16 protein-coding genes and 2 tRNA genes are annotated in these 17315 nt (G+C 59.1%); 4 read left to right on the top strand and 14 right to left on the bottom strand.

Annotated elements, in window-relative coordinates:
* Window positions 1–56: 56 nt before the first annotated feature.
* A complete protein-coding gene (locus tag BLU48_RS14945; RefSeq protein ID WP_057023753.1) occupies window positions 57–1826 on the top strand; it encodes a bifunctional diguanylate cyclase/phosphodiesterase in 1770 nt (589 codons plus the stop codon).
* Here BLU48_RS14945 and BLU48_RS14950 read toward each other — a convergent pair.
* The 4 genes from BLU48_RS14950 to BLU48_RS14965 all read right to left on the bottom strand — a co-directional run bounded on the left by BLU48_RS14950 (window position 1823) and on the right by BLU48_RS14965 (window position 4169).
* Entirely contained in the window at window positions 1823–2194 is a 372-nt protein-coding gene (locus tag BLU48_RS14950) for a hypothetical protein (RefSeq protein ID WP_005786715.1), read from the bottom strand. The two genes, BLU48_RS14945 and BLU48_RS14950, sit on opposite strands and share 4 nt — an antisense overlap.
* Window positions 2191–2529: a helix-turn-helix domain-containing protein gene (locus tag BLU48_RS14955; protein WP_057023752.1), complete on the bottom strand. Its 339-nt coding sequence runs from the start codon at window positions 2527–2529 to the stop codon at window positions 2191–2193. Before BLU48_RS14955 ends, BLU48_RS14950 begins: the two co-directional genes overlap by 4 nt.
* A 96-nt stretch (window positions 2530–2625) precedes the next feature.
* Window positions 2626–3081: a YkvA family protein gene (locus BLU48_RS14960; protein WP_057023751.1), complete on the bottom strand. Its 456-nt coding sequence runs from the start codon at window positions 3079–3081 to the stop codon at window positions 2626–2628.
* A 347-nt stretch (window positions 3082–3428) separates the two neighbouring features.
* Window positions 3429–4169, bottom strand: coding sequence for an FKBP-type peptidyl-prolyl cis-trans isomerase (locus BLU48_RS14965; protein ID WP_043050311.1), 741 nt, complete (start codon window positions 4167–4169; stop codon window positions 3429–3431).
* 247 nt (window positions 4170–4416) lie between these two features.
* Between BLU48_RS14965 and BLU48_RS14970 the strand changes: the two genes are divergently transcribed.
* The gene (locus BLU48_RS14970) at window positions 4417–6225 is read left to right on the top strand and encodes a c-type cytochrome (RefSeq protein ID WP_057023750.1); all 1809 of its coding nucleotides are present in this window, start codon (window positions 4417–4419) and stop codon (window positions 6223–6225) included.
* A 29-nt stretch (window positions 6226–6254) separates the two neighbouring features.
* Complete coding sequence (locus BLU48_RS14975) at window positions 6255–7388, top strand: catalase family protein (protein WP_057023785.1); 1134 nt, start codon at window positions 6255–6257, stop codon at window positions 7386–7388.
* Between the two features lie 311 nt (window positions 7389–7699).
* On the opposite strand, the gene BLU48_RS14980 is transcribed toward BLU48_RS14975, so the two are convergent.
* Window positions 7700–7776 (bottom strand) — tRNA-Asp (locus tag BLU48_RS14980).
* 19 nt (window positions 7777–7795) lie between these two features.
* Window positions 7796–7871, bottom strand: a tRNA-Val gene (locus tag BLU48_RS14985).
* Window positions 7872–8179: 308 nt separating this feature from the next.
* On the opposite strand from BLU48_RS14985, the gene BLU48_RS14990 reads away from it, so the two are divergent.
* On the top strand, window positions 8180–8995 hold the full coding sequence (locus tag BLU48_RS14990) for a DUF1206 domain-containing protein (protein ID WP_057023749.1): 816 nt from the start codon (window positions 8180–8182) through the stop codon (window positions 8993–8995).
* 184 nt (window positions 8996–9179) lie between these two features.
* On the opposite strand, the gene BLU48_RS14995 is transcribed toward BLU48_RS14990, so the two are convergent.
* From BLU48_RS14995 to BLU48_RS15025, 8 genes are all read right to left on the bottom strand, one after another.
* Entirely contained in the window at window positions 9180–9680 is a 501-nt protein-coding gene (locus BLU48_RS14995) for a YciE/YciF ferroxidase family protein (RefSeq protein WP_057023748.1), read from the bottom strand.
* Between the two features lie 10 nt (window positions 9681–9690).
* Entirely contained in the window at window positions 9691–10023 is a 333-nt protein-coding gene (locus tag BLU48_RS31730) for a hypothetical protein (protein WP_138233636.1), read from the bottom strand.
* 488 nt (window positions 10024–10511) lie between these two features.
* Window positions 10512–11393, bottom strand: a complete 882-nt coding sequence (locus BLU48_RS15000) for a cache domain-containing protein (protein ID WP_057023747.1) — start codon at window positions 11391–11393, stop codon at window positions 10512–10514.
* Between the two features lie 38 nt (window positions 11394–11431).
* The gene (locus BLU48_RS15005) at window positions 11432–12556 is read right to left on the bottom strand and encodes an acyl-CoA dehydrogenase family protein (RefSeq protein WP_057023746.1); all 1125 of its coding nucleotides are present in this window, start codon (window positions 12554–12556) and stop codon (window positions 11432–11434) included.
* Between the two features lie 31 nt (window positions 12557–12587).
* A complete protein-coding gene (locus tag BLU48_RS15010) occupies window positions 12588–13388 on the bottom strand; it encodes a crotonase/enoyl-CoA hydratase family protein (RefSeq protein ID WP_057023745.1) in 801 nt (266 codons plus the stop codon).
* On the bottom strand, window positions 13385–14461 hold the full coding sequence (locus BLU48_RS15015; RefSeq protein WP_057023744.1) for an acyl-CoA dehydrogenase: 1077 nt from the start codon (window positions 14459–14461) through the stop codon (window positions 13385–13387). The genes BLU48_RS15010 and BLU48_RS15015 overlap by 4 nt, the downstream gene beginning before the upstream one ends.
* Window positions 14461–15609 (bottom strand): acyl-CoA dehydrogenase family protein, encoded by a 1149-nt coding sequence (locus BLU48_RS15020; RefSeq protein WP_057023743.1) that lies wholly within the window; start codon window positions 15607–15609, stop codon window positions 14461–14463. The genes BLU48_RS15015 and BLU48_RS15020 overlap by 1 nt, the downstream gene beginning before the upstream one ends.
* 110 nt (window positions 15610–15719) lie before the next feature.
* The gene (locus BLU48_RS15025; RefSeq protein WP_057023742.1) at window positions 15720–17027 is read right to left on the bottom strand and encodes an amidohydrolase family protein; all 1308 of its coding nucleotides are present in this window, start codon (window positions 17025–17027) and stop codon (window positions 15720–15722) included.
* Between the last annotated feature and the right edge of the window lie 288 nt (window positions 17028–17315).

The raw sequence follows: 17315 nt of genomic DNA on the forward strand, positions 1-17315 counted from the left end.
AATGAAAGGACCGCAGGCTTAATGCCTGCGGTCCTTTTTTTTCGATCGAGATCGCCATGACCATGACCGAACAGCTGAATGCATTGGGCTCAATCCTGGCTCAACGCAGCCTGCACAGCTTGTTCCAACCGATCATTTGCTTGTCGCAGCGGCGCATTCTCGGTTACGAAGCCCTCAGCCGCGGCCCGTCCAACAGCCCCCTGCACTCCCCCGTCGCGCTATTCTGCGTAGCCCGCCAGGCCGGGCGCCTGAGCGAGTTGGAAATGGCGTGTCGGGAGAGCGCGTGCCGGCGTTTCAGCGATCAGAAACTGCCGGGCAAGCTGTTTCTCAATATCTCACCAGAATCCTTGATGGAGACTGCGCATCAGCCGGGGCGCACCCTGCAACTGCTGCGCGACTTCGGTATTGCGCCCAGCCAGGTGGTGATCGAACTCACCGAGCAGACGCCCACCGATGATTTCGCCCTGCTGCAAACCGCCCTGCACCATTACCGCGACATGGGCTTTGCCATAGCCCTTGATGACCTGGGTGCCGGTTATTCCAGCCTGCGATTGTGGTCGGAGCTACGTCCGGACTACGTGAAGATCGACCGGCACTTTATCGACGGCATTCACCAGGACGCACTCAAGCGCGAATTTGTCGGCTCGATTCTGCAGATCGCCAGGGCATCCCGCGCCCAAGTGATTGCCGAGGGGATCGAACGAACGGAGGAACTGGCAGTGTTGACCGAGATGGGTGTCGACTTGATTCAAGGTTACCTGCTCTGCCGCCCGCAGGAGCATCCGCCTCAGGAAGCGCGCCTGATGCTGCCCAAACTCGATAACGCCGCCACTGCCCTCAATGACGAAGGCAGTGACCTCAGTGCCCTGCTCAATGAGCAACCAGCGGTGGATCAAGAGACTGCCACGGCCCAAGTGCTGGAATCGTTCCGTCGCCAGGCTAACCTCAATTCGCTGGCGGTGCTGGATGGCTGCGGTCGCCCCGTCGGTATTGTGCATCGGCATTCGTTGTCGGACGCGCTGCTCAAGCCGTTCGCAACGGATCTATTCGCGCGCAAACCCATCAGCCGCTTGATGAGCAGTGACTTCCTGGCGGTGGAGTTGAGCCAGTCCTTGCAACAGGTCAGTCGCTTGCTGACCAGTCGCGCGCGACAGCGCATCGAAGAAGATTTCATCATCACCTTGAACGGCGATTACCTGGGCTTGGGCCGGGTCATCGATGTGCTCAAGTTGATCACCGAACTGAAAATCCAGCAGGCACGCTACGCCAACCCACTGACCTTGCTACCCGGCAACGTGCCGATCCAGCAGTGCCTGACGCGACTGTTACAGCAACAGCGCGAGTCAGTGATCTGCTATGTGGATATCGACAGTTTCAAGCCGTTCAATGACATCTACGGCTACGGGCGTGGAGATGAAGTGTTGCTATGTCTGGCACAATGCCTGAACGACCGGGTTGACCCCAGCCGCGACTTTGTCGGGCATATCGGTGGCGATGATTTTCTGCTGGTGCTGGGCCCGCAAGACTGGCGCAAGCGGCTTAACCAGTTGCTGGATGATTTCCACACCCAATGTCGACGCTTTTACCGCCCCGAGCACGTTGATGCTGGCTGCTTTGTCGCACTCAACCGCCAAGGCGTGCGCCAGGAGTTCGCCCTGCTGTCGCTGTCCATTGGCGTGGTGCATCTGTACCCACAGGCCTGCGCAGAGCTCGATGCCAGCCAGTTGGCAGAGTTGGCCTCACAAGCCAAGCACCAGGCCAAGGACGTGGCCGGCTACAGCATCCATGTGATCGACAGCATGGACAGAGTCCCCCAGGCGCTTTAGGCCTCGGCGGATTCCGGGTACTCGTACTCGAATACCCGCACCACTTCCGAAGCATGCCAGGACGCAGCGGCCACACCATCAGACGGCCCGCTGAAACGCCCCAGCCGCTCCACACACTCAAAGAAACCGGTGCGCGGCAGGCGGCTGGCGCCCTGGCTTATCACCAGTGAACTGCGCAGCGGCTGCTCGGCCTTGGCATCCAGCGCCGCCAGATGTTCCAGGGCGGCGGCCAGGGTCTGCATGGCCGGGGTCGGGAACTGCAGGCGCTCCAGCAGCGCCCGGTACGTCAGCAAATGGCGCTGGCGACGTGCCTGGTCCAGTTCATTGAGTAACCCATCCCAGTGCTGACGGCTGATACGTAGGCTCAAGACTCATCCCTCCAACCTGCAACGCCCAATTCCCAAGCCAGGCTGCGGCGAATGGCGGCATCCGGCTGGCGTTCACCACTTTCAATCAATCCAAGATACGAAGGGCTGATCCCCACCGTGCGTGACAAGGTCTCGATCGCCAGGCCCTTGGCTTCACGCAGGCCGCGCAGGTCTGCGAGCGGGCGCAGGTCCTGATCGGTGGCGATGGGGGCGACAGGTGAAGGAGCGAGTGTAGGTTGCTGCTGACCGGCAGCTTTTAGCAGCGCCTGGTACTGGTCCCATGGCAACACCGCATACTCGGGTTCGCCATTGCGTGAAATGATCTGGATATCCATGACTGCCCCGTAGGATAAAAACACTTACTAAGTAAGTTCTTTCCTTAGAAGTGTAATCCTAACAGCCACAAAGGTCGTAGGGGATACCCAGCATCATTAGTTTTTTTGCGGGTTTTCCTGGGCCAGCAGTTCAGGCGTTGCAGGCAGGCGCTCAACCACCGCCAGTTTTTCCGGACGCTGCGCCTCGCGCCAGGCCCGAAAGGCGCTCAGTTCGCCGCTCAGGGTCTTCATGACCCATGCCAGCACTGCAATGTCGTCGAGCATGCCGAACATGGGGATAAAGTCCGGGATCGCATCAACCGGGCTGAGGAAGTACATCAGCCCCGCCACCACCGAGATCAGCGCCTTGGGACTGATCGCCCGGTATTCGCCGCGCCAGTAAGCCAGGCACAGGGCCTGGAGCAATTTGAGATCATCCTTGAGCTGGCCCAGCCGGTTGCCTTGGCTTGAGCCTTTGGCGGCGACGGCAAACAGCAGGGTCGGTAAGCGCCCACGACCCAGCAGACGAGCCGCCATAGGCAGGAAACGGGTGAAATTGAAAGGTGGTTTCATCGGTCACTCCAGTTCCAGGCGATATAAAAGGTTATCCACACAAATTGTGGATAACCTTGTGAACAGAGCCTGTTTTATCGGCTGAAAGCCACGCTCTATAAGGCTTGCAGTCAGATCGGGCGTTTTTTGCGCACATAAAAAAAACCCAAGATTTCATTGACTTGGCATGCGCGTGCGGCTACCCGTGCTCGAGTCTTCTATCAGACTGTTTCCGCTGCCGTGGGTTCTATCGGATTTCACTGTAGGGGGCAAGCTTGCCCGCCACACTTAGCTCTGCGGCAACAAAAGTGAACCGGCAGAAACAACAACGCCCCGTCGAGACGGGGCGTTGTCTGTTCAGGCGCCGATTACTTTTTGGCGGCTGGTGCAGCAGGTGCTTCAGCAGCGTCTGCCTTGGCTGGGTCCTTGATGGCCAGCAGTTCCAGGTCGAATACCAGCACGGAATTGGCTGGAATCGCCGGGCTCGGGCTCTGGGCGCCGTAGGCCAGGTCAGACGGGATGTACAGCTCGACCTTCTCGCCAACGTGCATCAGTTGCAGGCCTTCGACCCAACCCGGGATCACGCCGCTGACCGGCAGGTCAATCGGGCTACCGCGATCCACGGAGCTGTCAAAGGTGGTGCCGTTGGTGAGCTTGCCGGTGTAGTGCACAGTTACTACGTCGGTTGGCTTGGGCTGGGCGCCGTCGGCCTTCTTGACGATCTTGTACTGCAGGCCGGAAGCGGTGGTGACGACGCCATCTTTCTTGGCGTTGTCTTCGAGGAATTTCTTGCCGGCGGCTGCCGACTCTTCGCTCATCTTGGTCATGCGTTCTTCAGCACGCTTTTGCAGTGCGGCAAACGCCTCGACCAGTTCGTCATCCTTGAGCTTCTGTTCTTTCTTGCCGACGGCATCTTCAATGCCCTGGGCCACAGCTTTGGAGTCCAGGTCGTCCATGCCTTCCTGGGCAAGGCTCTTGCCCATGTTCAGGCCGATGCCATAGGAAGCTTTCTGCGCCGGGGTTTTCAGCTCTACGCTGGTCTGCGAATCACAACCCGCAAGTACCAGGCTAACCAGGGCCACCGCCGCCGCCAACCGATGCTGTTTCATGCTATTTCCTTGTTCATGCGCCAAAAGGGCATTCGAATAAAGTCGCGAGCTTATCAGGCGGCCACGACCAATGGCTACCGGCATGTGAGCAGGAAACTTCTGATAAGTTCACGTGTTTAAAAGCATTTTCATTCATTATGGAGTACCGCGACGGATCGCGGGACCGCCTGCAACCAGGCTACTGGCTACTTGCCGCACCTGTGGTGTAGTGGCATAACAACGCGACAACTCGACAAGGATAGTTATCTTGCGCATTTTTTCCCGTGTTTTACTCCTGATACTCATCGCCCTCGGCCTGATCCTGGCCGTGGTGCTCTATTACACCATTAACCCCAAGCTGCCGGACTACGTGCCAGTGCAGCAGGTGCACTACCAGGATCAATGGAGTGCCGCTGACCGCCAGGTCTATTACTTCACGCCCCAAGGCACCCAGGTAAAAGGCCTGCACTACGACTGGTTCACGGCCCTGGAGTTGCCGTTCTCCGAGCAACGCTTTGCCGCGCCGCAGTATCTGGCGCGCTTTGGCTTCCTGGTCGACCCCAAGCAGGTTCCCACCACGCAGAACCCAGGCAACCTGCCAGTGGGTTTCACCCGACACCAGAACGCCGGCAGCAAGGTTCAGTACCTGGACGTCACCTGCGCCGCCTGCCACACCGGCGAACTGCACTTCAAAGGCCAGGCCCTGCGCATCGACGGTGGCTCTGCGCAACATGTATTACCCTCCAGCGTCCCGACCTTGCGCGGCGGCAGTTTCGGCCAGGCCCTGGTCGCCAGCCTTGCCGCTACCTACTACAACCCCTGGAAGTTCGAGCGCTTTGCCCGCAGGGTCTTGGGTGACCGGTACGATGCCCAGCACGACCAACTGCGCAAGGACTTCAAGCAAGCGCTGGACCAGTTCCTCAAGGTCGCCTGGAACGACACCCACCGCGGTCTTTATCCCACTGAAGAAGGCCCTGGCCGCACCGACGCCTTTGGCCGCATCGCCAATGCCAGCTTTGGCGACGCCATTTCCCCAGACAATTACCGCGTCGCCAACGCTCCAGTGGACTACCCGCAACTGTGGGATATCTGGACCTTCGACTGGGTGCAATGGAACGGCTCGGCCCAGCAACCCATGGCGCGCAATATCGGTGAAGCCCTTGGCGTCGGTGCGACCTTGGCATTCTTCGACAGCGCCGGCCAACCGCTCCAGGGCGATGCCCGCTACCCGTCGAGCGTGCGGGTGGGCGACTTGCACCTGATCGAGGAAACCCTGCAACGCCTCAAGCCGCCAACCTGGCCGGAAGACTTGTTCGGCGCCATCGACAAACCCCTCGCCGCCCAGGGCCGTGCACTGTTCGCCGAAAACTGCGCTGGCTGCCACGTACCGACTGTTACCGAGGAAAATGGGCGCCCAGTACAGCAATTGAAAATGCTGCCTGTGGACTACATCGGCACCGACCCCGGCACCGCCAGCAACATTGCCGACCAGCGCTACGACCTCAGTGCCCTGCAATGGGACCCGGCCGAACTGGCCCAGCTGGATGTCCAATTGCACCCCACGCCCACCGCGCCGCTGGACCTGAAAAACATGTCCGTGGCCCAGGGCCTGGCCTACGTGACTGCCTTCGTCGAAGAACATGCCTACCGCGCTGCCGGCGTGACCCCAGCGCAGCGCCCGCAACTGGACGGATTCGGCCTGCCCATCGGCGTACGCGAATTACGTGCCTACAAAGCGCGGCCGCTGGCCGGCGTATGGGCCACCCCGCCGTTCCTGCACAACGGCTCGGTGCCGACGATCTACCAACTACTGTCGCCCCAGGACGAACGCAGCACTACCTTCTACAAGGGCACCTTCAATTACGACCCTCGCCACCTGGGCTTTGAAAGCGCCGCCTTCAAGAATGCCTTCCTGTTCGATACCCGGATCACCGGTAACCACAACAGCGGCCACGAATTCCGTGCAGGTGCACGCGGCAATGGCGTCATTGGCCGTGGCTTGCTGCCGCAGGAGCGCTGGTCGCTGCTCGAATACCTCAAAGTGCTGGGCGGCCCGCTGGAGCATCAACTGCCATGATTATCCGATCGCAAAACAAGGACCGTTCCATGCTCGCTCGATTGTGGCTGCGTCTTGGCGCCTTTCTCGGCAAAACCCTGCTGTGGCTGCTGGGCCTGGGCCTAATAGGCTGGTTGTTGGCGACCCTCTGGTTCGCCTGGCAGCACAGTGGCCCGGTGTCAGCGGATGAGCAGATCCCACCGGGTGAAGCGGCCATGACCCAAGGCATCATCCAGACCGCAGTCCGCATCGTCGACCAGCACCGCGAAGGCACCCGCTACCTGCGCGATGCCCACGCCAAGGCCCATGGCTGCGTGAAAGCCGAAGTCAGTGTGCTGGCCGATCTCGATCCAGCGTTGCGCCAGGGCGTGTTCGCCGAACCGGGCAAGACCTGGGAGGCGACCATGCGTCTGTCCAACGGCAACGCCTACCCGCAGTTCGACAGCATCCGCGACGCCCGCGGCATGGCGATCAAGCTGCTGGATGTGCCCGGCAAACAGCTGATGGCCGACCAGCAAACACGCACGGAGCAGGATTTCGTGATGTTCAGTCATCCGAATTTCTTCGTCAGCGATGTAGCGGAATATGCGCAGAACATCGGCGCGCAGGCGGACGGCAAGAAGGTCCTGGCTTTCTTCCCCACGCTCGACCCGCGCAGTTGGCAAGTGCGCCACCTGTTTATTGCCCTGGCCACCCTGGCGCCCGCACCCGCCAGCCCGACGCAGACCACCTACTTCTCAGTTTCGCCCTACAAGTTCGGCGCGGCCAACGCCAAGTTCCGCGTCGCGCCAGACCCGCAAAGCTGCCCGGACTATGTGCTGCCCAAACAGAATCAGGCCCTGCCGAACTTCCTGCGCAGCGCCCTCACACAACAACTGTCCACCGACCGTGTAGCCGCCTGTTTCGTGCTGCAGATCCAGCGCCAGAACCCGCAGAAGTTCATGCCGATCGAAGACACCAGCATCGAATGGAAGGAGAGCGACGCGCCATATGAGACGGTGGCGAAGGTCAGGATCCCCGCCCAGGACTTCGACACGCCCGCGCAGAACCTGGCCTGCGACAACCAGTCGTTCAACCCGTGGTTTGGTGTGGAAGCACACCGCCCTATTGGCGGCATCAACCGGTTGCGCAAGGCGGTGTATGAAGCAGTCAGCGATTACCGGCACAGCCGCAACGCGCCGTAAAGAGTGCGTAACAACAGGCCCGGCGGCGTAAGGATTGCGTCGGGCCTATTGAGCAGCTTCCGCCCCGTCTCTACCGTGATGGCATACCCCATCATTGCGTAGGAAGTCAGCGTGGAAAGCTCAACCCTCGGCATGATCGTACTGACCATAATCGCTGTATTCGGCACAGCATCTTTCTGCTTCGAACACTTGGCAAGACGCCAGCCGCGCAGGAAAAAAGCCGAATAGAAAAAACGCAGACGAAAAAAAGCCCGCTCAATGAGCGGGCTTTCTGTAGCGACCTGGCGTTCAGTGCTCCAGGTTGCCGAATATGGCGCAGCGGACGGGACTCGAACCCGCGACCCCCGGCGTGACAGGCCGGTATTCTAACCGACTGAACTACCGCTGCGCGTAACACTTGAAGCGAATGGTGGGTGATGACGGGATCGAACCGCCGACCCTCTGCTTGTAAGGCAGATGCTCTCCCAGCTGAGCTAATCACCCTTCGTTTCGGTGTGGGCGCATCATACACCAATAATCCGCAATGTCTTGATTTAAATGCAATTTATTTGAAATATTTTCTTTATCCCCCACAGAAGCTCTGGAACTGTCCAACCGCCGATGGTCGTCGCGCCCTAAACACCTGGGTAGTGAACCCGATTGGCGGGCGTGTTCGCCACGCGGCTTGGCCACTTGTGGTTAACATCGGCAAGCTGTTTTCGTTCACGACATCACAGCAGTCTTCGACTTGATAATAGAACCCCCTCCAACAGGAGGGGTCTGCTCTTTATCAGATCTCGGGAATACATCGAATGTCCGCGCAACATAGCCTGGTAATACTCGCTCGGGGAGGCTACGCCGCCCGGGGAGCGCTTTATTTGATCATCGGTATCTTCGCATTGCTCGCAGCACGAGACTCGACAAAACCGAAAGACAGCCACAAGAGCCTGGAAGCATTGCTAAGCCAACCATTCGGCTATTTTTTAGTTGGGCTTGTGGTGGCGGGTCTGCTCGCATTTGCGGCTTGGCGCGTCCTGCAAGCTACGCGTGATGTCGATCATCACGGCAAAGAGCTCAAAGGCCTGGTGATTCGCACGGGTCTATTTGCAGGAGGTATGGTCAACGGCGCTCTGGCGCTTTTCGCATTGGGCCTGCTCATTAGCGGCATTAGAAGCTCGGGCGATTCCGGAGGGCAGACCAAAGACTGGCTAGCGCATCTTTTGTCTTGGGAATACTCGAGTTTGCTGGTTTACCTGATCGCTCTCATTCCGCTTGGTGTGGGTATTGCTCACATCATCAAGGGATGGAAGGCGTCGTTTGAGAAGTATTTCGAGGCTGACGAAGACATCATGCGGTACGTACGTCCAGTGTCGCGCTTCGGCCTGATAGCCCGTGGGGTTGTTTTTATAGAGATTGCGTTGCTGCTGGCAATCAGTGGCTCCGCTTATCAAGCCATGGATCCACCCGGTATGAAGGAAGCCCTGGACGCGCTTCAGAATCTACCAGCTGGGTGGTTGATTTTGATGGTGATGGCCTTGGGGCTGATTGCTTTCTCGGCTTACAGTTTCTCTGAAGCCTTCTGGCGCAGGATAAATATGGATATGCCGGGAGTATCGAGATCGCGCTGATAGCCGGAGTGACGTCCGGCTCACCACCGTAGGAAAAACGTCATGTACAGAAACCAGTATTAGAAACAGGAAGGCCAATGTAAACCGAAGCGCTGGCGATCATTGAACTGCCATTCGGCCAGTAAATACTCACGTGAATAACAAACGGCGCCATTGCAGCGCCGTCTGACTACCACCCCTAGCGTCATTTGGACTCTAATGTTGCAGCTTGATTACCGCCCTGCTCTGCAATCTTGGATAGTTTTTCATCGGTCGCTTTTTCTTCAGCGAGAGTTTCTGCGAGCAGTTTCGCAGCATCAGGAAGGTTCAAGTGCTTTGCCATGGCAATGAGCGTTCCATAGCCAGCGATCTCGTAGTGTTCCACCTTTTGCGCTGCCCCAATCAAGCCAGCATCCAGAACAGCGCCTTTCTCGATCTCGTCAATTAATTCTTTTGACTCCTCGACCAGCCCTTCCATTGCTACGCATTTCATTCTTTTGAGTTTTAAACCGGTCAGTTCCACGAGCCGATCTATCCGTTCAATCTGGCCCTGGGTTTCTTCAAGATGAGCATTGAATGCTTCTGCCAATAACGGGTTGGTTGCCGCTCGGGCCATACGAGGTAAGGCACGAGTGATCTGCTTTTCAGCACTGTAGATATCGGAAAGCTCGTGAATAAAAAGGTCTTGCACTGTTTTCCTAGCCATTTTAATGCCCTCACTGAATCAAAGATCGCCCCTTGCCAGGACGCAATTCAACGACACAGGGCGTGTCGCACATGAAAAATGACTGGGTGATTTGTGCAGTTGTTCCAAAATTTTTCCGGGAGTACAACCCAGCGGTAGACGAACCAATACGAAAATTGATGTGCAGGGAATGGTAAAAGGCTGTGCCAGCGGTGAACTGATGTGTACTTGAAAAACCGTGGCTGGAGATGAGCTCCGGTGTATTCAGAAGACGAAAAAAAGCCCGCTCAATGAGCGGGCTTCTTGTGGCGACCTGACGTTCAGTGTTCCAGGTTACCGAATATGGCGCAGCGGACGGGATCATAACTCATCCTCCAAGTGTTTGAAAGCTCAAGATTTCCAAAGTATAGCGTTACGCTGATGGCCTTAATTGTGTACTCATTATTTGTGCTGGCGTTTTTACGTGGCTACGGCCGAATCACACGGGGCCAGGCCGGGTAAGACTTCTCATGCTATATCCGCATCGGTTTAACCAAAAAAATGGATTCGTACTCATTGGGGAGTCGCACAGGCGTACACCCAGCAGTGGGCACGTGAACTCTAAACAGGTTTCTGAATCGGCAAGATCTCGCCCTCTTCTGTTACCGATGACGCTGCATTGAGTAGCACATGATTTACTTCCGGATCGCCACGTCTGGGACTTCGATCACCCGCATCTTGTATAACTTGATGGAAGTGCCACGCAAGCTATGATCGTACCTAAGGATTATTGCCTACCGCCCAACTCGCTGGTGATGGATCAAACGTCTAAGCGAGGCTAAAAATGCCCCACGATGTCTGCATTGGATTCTATCACTGTCGACCACAGGCCTTCAGACCCACAATCGTGTAGCAACCCACCGCCACCACGTAACCATCAATTCGTTGTAGAAAGGTCTGTTTGAGCTCGTTCTGACCCGTCATAGGGTTACGCCACAAGTAAGTCATCTCGGCGTTGTCCTCAGTGCGCATCAGTTCAAGCATGGCTTCGCCAATGGGCTTGCCATCGGTGGAACGCAGCGACTTGAAGTCAGTGCCCACCAGCCTGGGCAAGAAGCCATGGGCGGCGAAGCGTTGGGTCTTCAGGTCCACCACAAAGGCATACAGATCATCTTCGGTGAGTTGCTTGTCGTGTTTGTTGATGCGATCCAGCGTAGAGGCCGGGTCGCTGGCCAGTTGTTCGGTCACCCGTTGCAGCAACTGCCTGGCCTGTTCAGCGCTGGCTCGGGGCATGTAGTAGCCCACCGAGATCACCCGATCGGCCACACGCTCGTAGAACACACGCTTGCGCTCCACTTTGCCGTGCTGCCAGTTCCACCAGCGGTATTCGGCGCTGCGCACCGTGCCGTCAGCCGGTTGCGAAATAGCGTGCTGGAAGGCGGCCTTGAGGTCGTCATCCAGCACGCTGACCACGGGCTTGCCCACCAATGACGCTGAAGGTCCGCCACTGGCTAGCATTACGCCGGCGGTGTCGATCACGTAGATGTATAGCTCACCATCCACATAGGCGCCCTGGCGACTGAACTCGGCGAGGGCACCATCACCCCGCGTCTTGTAATCGGCCACGGCCTTGGCCAGCAAGGCATTGGCGCGCTGGGCTTCGCCACCGTAGACATCCGTCGTCGCAGCTTGGGCCCCATTGATGAACGCGCTGCACCACAGGCACAGCAGCACGAAAGGTCGGTAAAGGCTCATTAATGGTGTTCCTCAAAAGGTGGCTGCGTCATCTGGTGTCACAGGGTCCGCCCGATGATCTCCTTCATGATCTCCGAGGTGCCGCCGTAGATTCGCGCGACACGGGCATCCACCCACGCCCGGCTGATCTTGTACTCGCTCATGAACCCGTACCCACCGTGCAGTTGCAAAAACTCGTCGAGCAGCTTGCCCTGCATTTCCGAGCCCAGCAGTTTGGCCATCGCCGCGACATCCGGCGCCAGCTCGCCGCGCATGACCTTGGCCAGGCAATCATCGACAAACACACGCAACATGGTGAATTGCGCCTTGGCCTCGGCCAGCTTGAAGCGGGTGTTCTGGAAGTCCAGCACCGGCTTGCCGAATACCTTGCGCTCACGGGTGTACTCGATGGTTTCCGAGAGCAACGTGTCGATCGACTGCGCGGCGCGGATGGCAATGATCAAGCGTTCCCAGGCCAACTGGTGAGTCAGGTATTTGAAGCCCTGCCCTTCCTCGCCCAGGCGGTTGGCTGCGGGTACGCGCACCTCATCGAAAAACAGCTCGGCGGTGTCCTGGCCCTTGAGGCCGATCTTTTCCAGCAGGCGCCCCTTGGCGAAGCCTGGACGGTCCTCCTCGATACAGATCAGGGTCAGTTCCTTGGCGCTGAGGTCAAGCTTGGTGGCGGTGACCATCAACCCGGCGTTGCCGCCGTTGGTGATGAAGGTCTTCTGCCCGGAAACGATGTAGTCATCGCCGTCGGCGCGCGCCAGGGTGCGCATCGAGCGCAGGTCACTGCCGATTCCCGGCTCACTCATGGCGATCACGCCGACCAGCTCGCCACTGACCATTTTCGGCAACCAACGCTGCTTCTGTTCTTCGGTGCCGTAGGCAACGATGTACGGCGCGACGATTTCCGAGTGAGTGGTAAAACCCACTGCCGTGGCGTTGGCACGCGCCAGCTCCTCGATCATCACGGCGCTGTGGCCAAAATCGCCACCGGGGCCGCCATATTCCTCAGGCACTGTGGAGCACAACAGCCCGGTTTCCCCAGCCTTGAGCCAGACTTCCTTGGGAACGATGCCGGCCTTTTCCCATTCATGCAGGTAGGGCACGATCTCGCGATCGACAAACCGACGGGCTTGGTCGCGGAACATGCTGTGGTCTTCGCGAAAAACACTGCGCATTGTCAGTCTCCAGAATTGGGTCGATAAGCCATCAACGGTCGCGGTAGTCGGGTGCGCGTTTTTCGACAAACGCCGACACGGCTTCGTGATGGTCTTCGGTGTGATGAGCCAGCGATTGGTACGCGGCCGACAGCTCCAGCAAGGAGTCCAGGCGCATATGCTGGCCTTCGCGGAGCAGGCGTTTGCACAAGCGCAACGAATGCCCCGGGTTGCTGGCAATCCGTTCGGCGAGCGAGCGCGCTTCGGCCATCAAGGTCTGGTGCGTGCACACTTGCTCCACCAGCCCCCATTCCTGGGCCTTGACGGCATTGATGGCGTCGCCGGTGAACGACATCAGGCTGGCCTTGGGAATGCCGATGATCCGCGGCAGCAACCAGGCGCCGCCGTCTCCCGGAACGATCCCCAAGCGCACGAAACTCTCGGCAAACACCGCCGAGGTCGAAGCCAGGCGAATGTCGCACATGCACGCAAGGTCAAGGCCGGCGCCGATTGCCGGACCGTTCACGGCCGCAATCACGGGGATATCCAGCTCGTAGATCGCCAGGGGTATGCGCTGAATCCCATCGCGGTAGGTATTGCGCAGTTCATAGGGTGAGCCGGCGAAAATCCCGCCGCGCTCATGCATATCCTTGACGTTGCCACCGGCGCAGAAAGCGCTGCCATTGCCGGTAAGAATCATCACCCGCGCCGATTGGTCGCGGCGCAATTGGCTGCACAGCTCGACGAACTCCTGGATCTGCTCGGGGGTCGTCAAGGCATTGCGGGTGTCGGGATGGTCCATGCGCACGGTGACAATGCCGCCGTCGCGCTCGATCTGCAGAAACGGCTTCATGATGCATCACTCCCGGATGGGCACAAGGGTTGCCTGCCGTGGTCGGTCAGCAACGGCCAGAACCCATCGCTGCCACCCTGGCAGATGCGCTGGCCCAGACGTTGACTCCAGAGGCTGGCCGAGCCTGCCTCGCTGCGCCACGCCCATAGCCGGCGGGTCAGCAAGTGCAAAGGGTATTCCTCGGTAAAACCGATGGCGCCGTGCACGGAGTGAGCAAAGCCGGCGCCTATGCCGGCCGCCTCGGCGGTACTGATCTTCGCTGCAGCGATAGTCAATTCGGCCAGCCCGTCGCCTGATTCGGCAAACGCCGCTTCGGCAGCAATCCCGGCAGCAGCGGCCTGTTCGGCAAACACCGCCAGTTGCTGCTGGATAGCCTGGAACGACCCAATCGCCTTGCCAAACTGCTGGCGCTCGCGGGCATAGTTGGCGGTCATGTCCAGCAAGCCGTGCAGCGCCCCGGCAATCTGCGCCGAACGCAGCATGGCGGCGCCCAGTTCAAGTACGTTGCCGGCAAAACCCTCAGGCAAGGCTGCCTGCGCCAGCACCTGGGCACCGGTAAAGCCCAGGTCGTCGCGGGGCTCACCGGCGATATTCAAGCTGAGCGTCAACTCGCTGGCATCGCTGCGCTTCAACAGCACCACGCTCGGCTTGCCGGACGACGACTGGGTCGCCACCGCCACCAGCGCTTCAACCTGACGGCCCCACGGCACCGCGTACGCCGAGCCGAATACCCGATCATCGTCGAGCAGCAAATCGGTGTCGGCCGCGATGCTCAAGCTCCCCGCGACCCCTTCCAACCCGGCCTCGCTCAACAGCCAGTTGCCAAGCAGGGCTTCAGCCAGTGGCGCCGGCACGCTATGACGCCCGGCCGCACGTACCAGCACGTACATATCGGACCAGCTGGCACCGGCGCCACCGAGCGCCTCGCTGACGCCGGCCAAGGTAAAGCCGGATTCGTCCAGGGCTTGCCACAACGCCGTAGGCCATTCGCCGCCGTCACACGCCATCACATAACTGGGCGTCGCCAGGTCGGCCAACAGGCGTTCAATTGTCGATTCAAATAGTTCGCGCATTATCGCAACCCCAAGCCACGGGCAATGATGCCCCGCAGAATTTCACGCGTGCCGCCGCGCAATGAGAATGACGGCGCCATTTGTGTCAGGTAGGCCAGCACTCGCGCGTGTTCACTCCCACCGTCCTGGCGCGGTTCGGTTTCCAACAGCAACTGGGCCACTTCGGGGATTTCCTGCTCGAAGGCATTCCCCAGGTCCTTGACGCAGGAGGCCGCCCACGTCGGTTGCGCCCCCGCCGCCAGTTGGGCAGTGACCGAAAGCGACATATTGCGCAGGGTCAACAGCTTGGCCGACATTCGGCCGATCTCCCGCGACTGCAAGGCGTCGGGATGGTTGCCCACCGCATCGATCAGGGTTTTCAACAGCGCGATGCAACTGAGAAAACGCTCCGGGCCGCTGCGTTCGAAGGCCAACTCGGCGGTGACCTGGTCCCAGCCTTTGCCCTCGCTGCCGATCAGGGCATCCACCGGCAAGCGCACGTTGTCGAAGAACACTTCATTGAAATGCTCACCGCCAGCCAAGTCACGGATCGGCCGGATCGTGATGCCCGGCAGGCTCAGGTCGACAATAAATTGCGACATGCCCTCGTGGCGCGCCGCCTGTTTTTCCCCGGTGCGCAATAGAGCGATCATGTAGTGCGAATGGTGAGCGTTGGTCGTCCAGACCTTCTGCCCATTGAGCACCCAGCTGTCGCCGTCACGCACCGCGCTGCTTTTGATCGACGCCAGGTCCGACCCCGAATTGGGCTCGCTCATGCCTATACAGAAGTAGCTTTCGCCGCGACAGATAGCCGGCAGGTAATGCTGTTTTTGCGCCTCGGTACCGAAGCGATTGATCAACGGACCGCTTTGCCGATCGGCAATCCAGTGCGCCGAAACCGGAGCCCCGGCCGCCAGCAGCTCCTCGATGATCACGTAGCGGGCAAAGGGCCCGGCCGCCGCCCCGCCATATGCCTTTGGCAAGGCCATGCCAACCCAGCCCTGGGCTCCGAGTTTTTGACTGAAAGCCGCGTCGAACCCCATCCAGGATTCCGCCCGCAAGGTATTCGGGTATTCGGCCAGGTGCGTATGAATAAAGGCGCGGACGCTTGCGCGAAGCGCCTCGGCTTCGGCAGGAATACTACTGTAGGAAAATTGGCTGATAGGCATATGCGTTCTCTTACGCTGAACACGAGCGCGACCGCCTCAAACGAGGCGACCACGGAACCTCTACCGCCCCACTGCCGCCCTTGGTGGGCGACGGTGGGAGCAGCGGCAACTTACAACGCGGTTTGCGCGTCAGCTTCGGCGAACATCGCGTTGATGTCGCCGGATGTCACCGGCTTGTTGTCTTGCCGACCGTGGTCGGCACCGCCCAGGCCCAGGGCCGGTTCGATGCTGACGTGAGTCGCCTTGGCCCGCAGCGCGGCGACCGTGCAGTCTTCGCGCTTATGGATCGAGAACGGGTCGTAGGAGAACTCGCGCATCGCGTTCAAGTGGGTGATCTTGTCGATCATCTCTTTATCCAAGTGCTGCAAGCCTTCCCACGCGGTTTCAGGCGAGTTCGGCCAGGTGCAGTCGGAGTGCGGGTAGTCGCTTTCCCAGGTGACCATCTCGGTGTTCAAGTATTTGAGGTTCTGCAGACCGAAATTGTCTTCGATAAAGCAGGTGACGAAATGTTTGTTGAAGATGTCGCTGGGCATCTTCCCGCCGAAGTTGGAGTTGGTCCATGCGTTGTGGTGGCGGTGCGTGAAGTCCGCACGCTCCAGCAGGTATGGAATCCAACCGATGCCGCCTTCGGAGAGTGCCATGCGCAGATCGGGGAATTTCTTCCACATCGGCGCCCAGATCCAGTCCGCCGCCGAGTTGGCGATGGAGATCGGCATCGAGGTGATCCAGGCGTCGATCGGTGACATGTCCGAGGCGTGATTGGCTTTGACGCCGGTGCCGATGTGGCAGCAAATAACCACCTTGTTATCGCTGCAGGCTTTCCACAACGGGTCCCAGTAATCGCTGTGGATCGACGGGTAACCGTGAATCGCCGGGTTATCCGACAGCGACAGTGCATGCACGCCCTGCCTGGCCAGACGCTCGACTTCGGCAGCGGCGGCTTTCATGTCCCACCACGGCACGATCATCAACGGGATAAAACGCCCCGGTGCGGCATTGCACCAGTCGTGCAAGTGCCAGTCGTTGTACGCCTGGATCGCGGCCAGGGACACATCGCGGTCGGCATGCACCTGGAAACGCTGCCCGGCAAAGCCCGGGAAGGTAGGAAAGCACAATGAGCCGAGCACGCCGTTGGCGTTCATGTCGTCGACGCGGTCCTTGATATTCCAGGTACCACGACGCATCTGGTCGTAGCCCAGCGGCTCCATGCCGTATTCCTCTTTCGGCCGGCCAACCACAGAGTTCAACCCCATGTAACCGGTGGCCTGCTCTTCGAACACCCACACATCACGGTCGCCCTTCTTGACCACATGAGGCTCACGCCCCTTGAAGCGCGCAGGCATGTGACGGGCAAAGGCATTCGGCGGCTCAATCGCGTGATCATCGACGCTGACGAGAATCAGATCTTCAACTTTCATTGTTTTTCCCCTTCGCATTCGGGCTTGTTGTTGTCCCTGAATCATAGAGCAGGATCTGCATTAATTAAACACTTTTTTTAATTGTGTTCATTTAATGCAGTTTTTCAAGCGTTTGGCTGGCTCTTGATTTTGATCTAGAGCGCCCCGTCAACCACGCTGGCCGAGGTACCGAGTGGTGGGGCGAAGACCTTTTGGTTACTTTTGGCTGGGCCGGCATTCCGGGCGGTTGCCAAAAGTGACCCGCCGTAAGGGCGGAACCAAAAGAGGCCATTACCGCAGAAACGGATA

This window comes from Pseudomonas synxantha (assembly GCF_900105675.1).
In the GTDB taxonomy this organism is placed as follows: Bacteria; Pseudomonadota; Gammaproteobacteria; order Pseudomonadales; family Pseudomonadaceae; genus Aquipseudomonas; species Aquipseudomonas synxantha.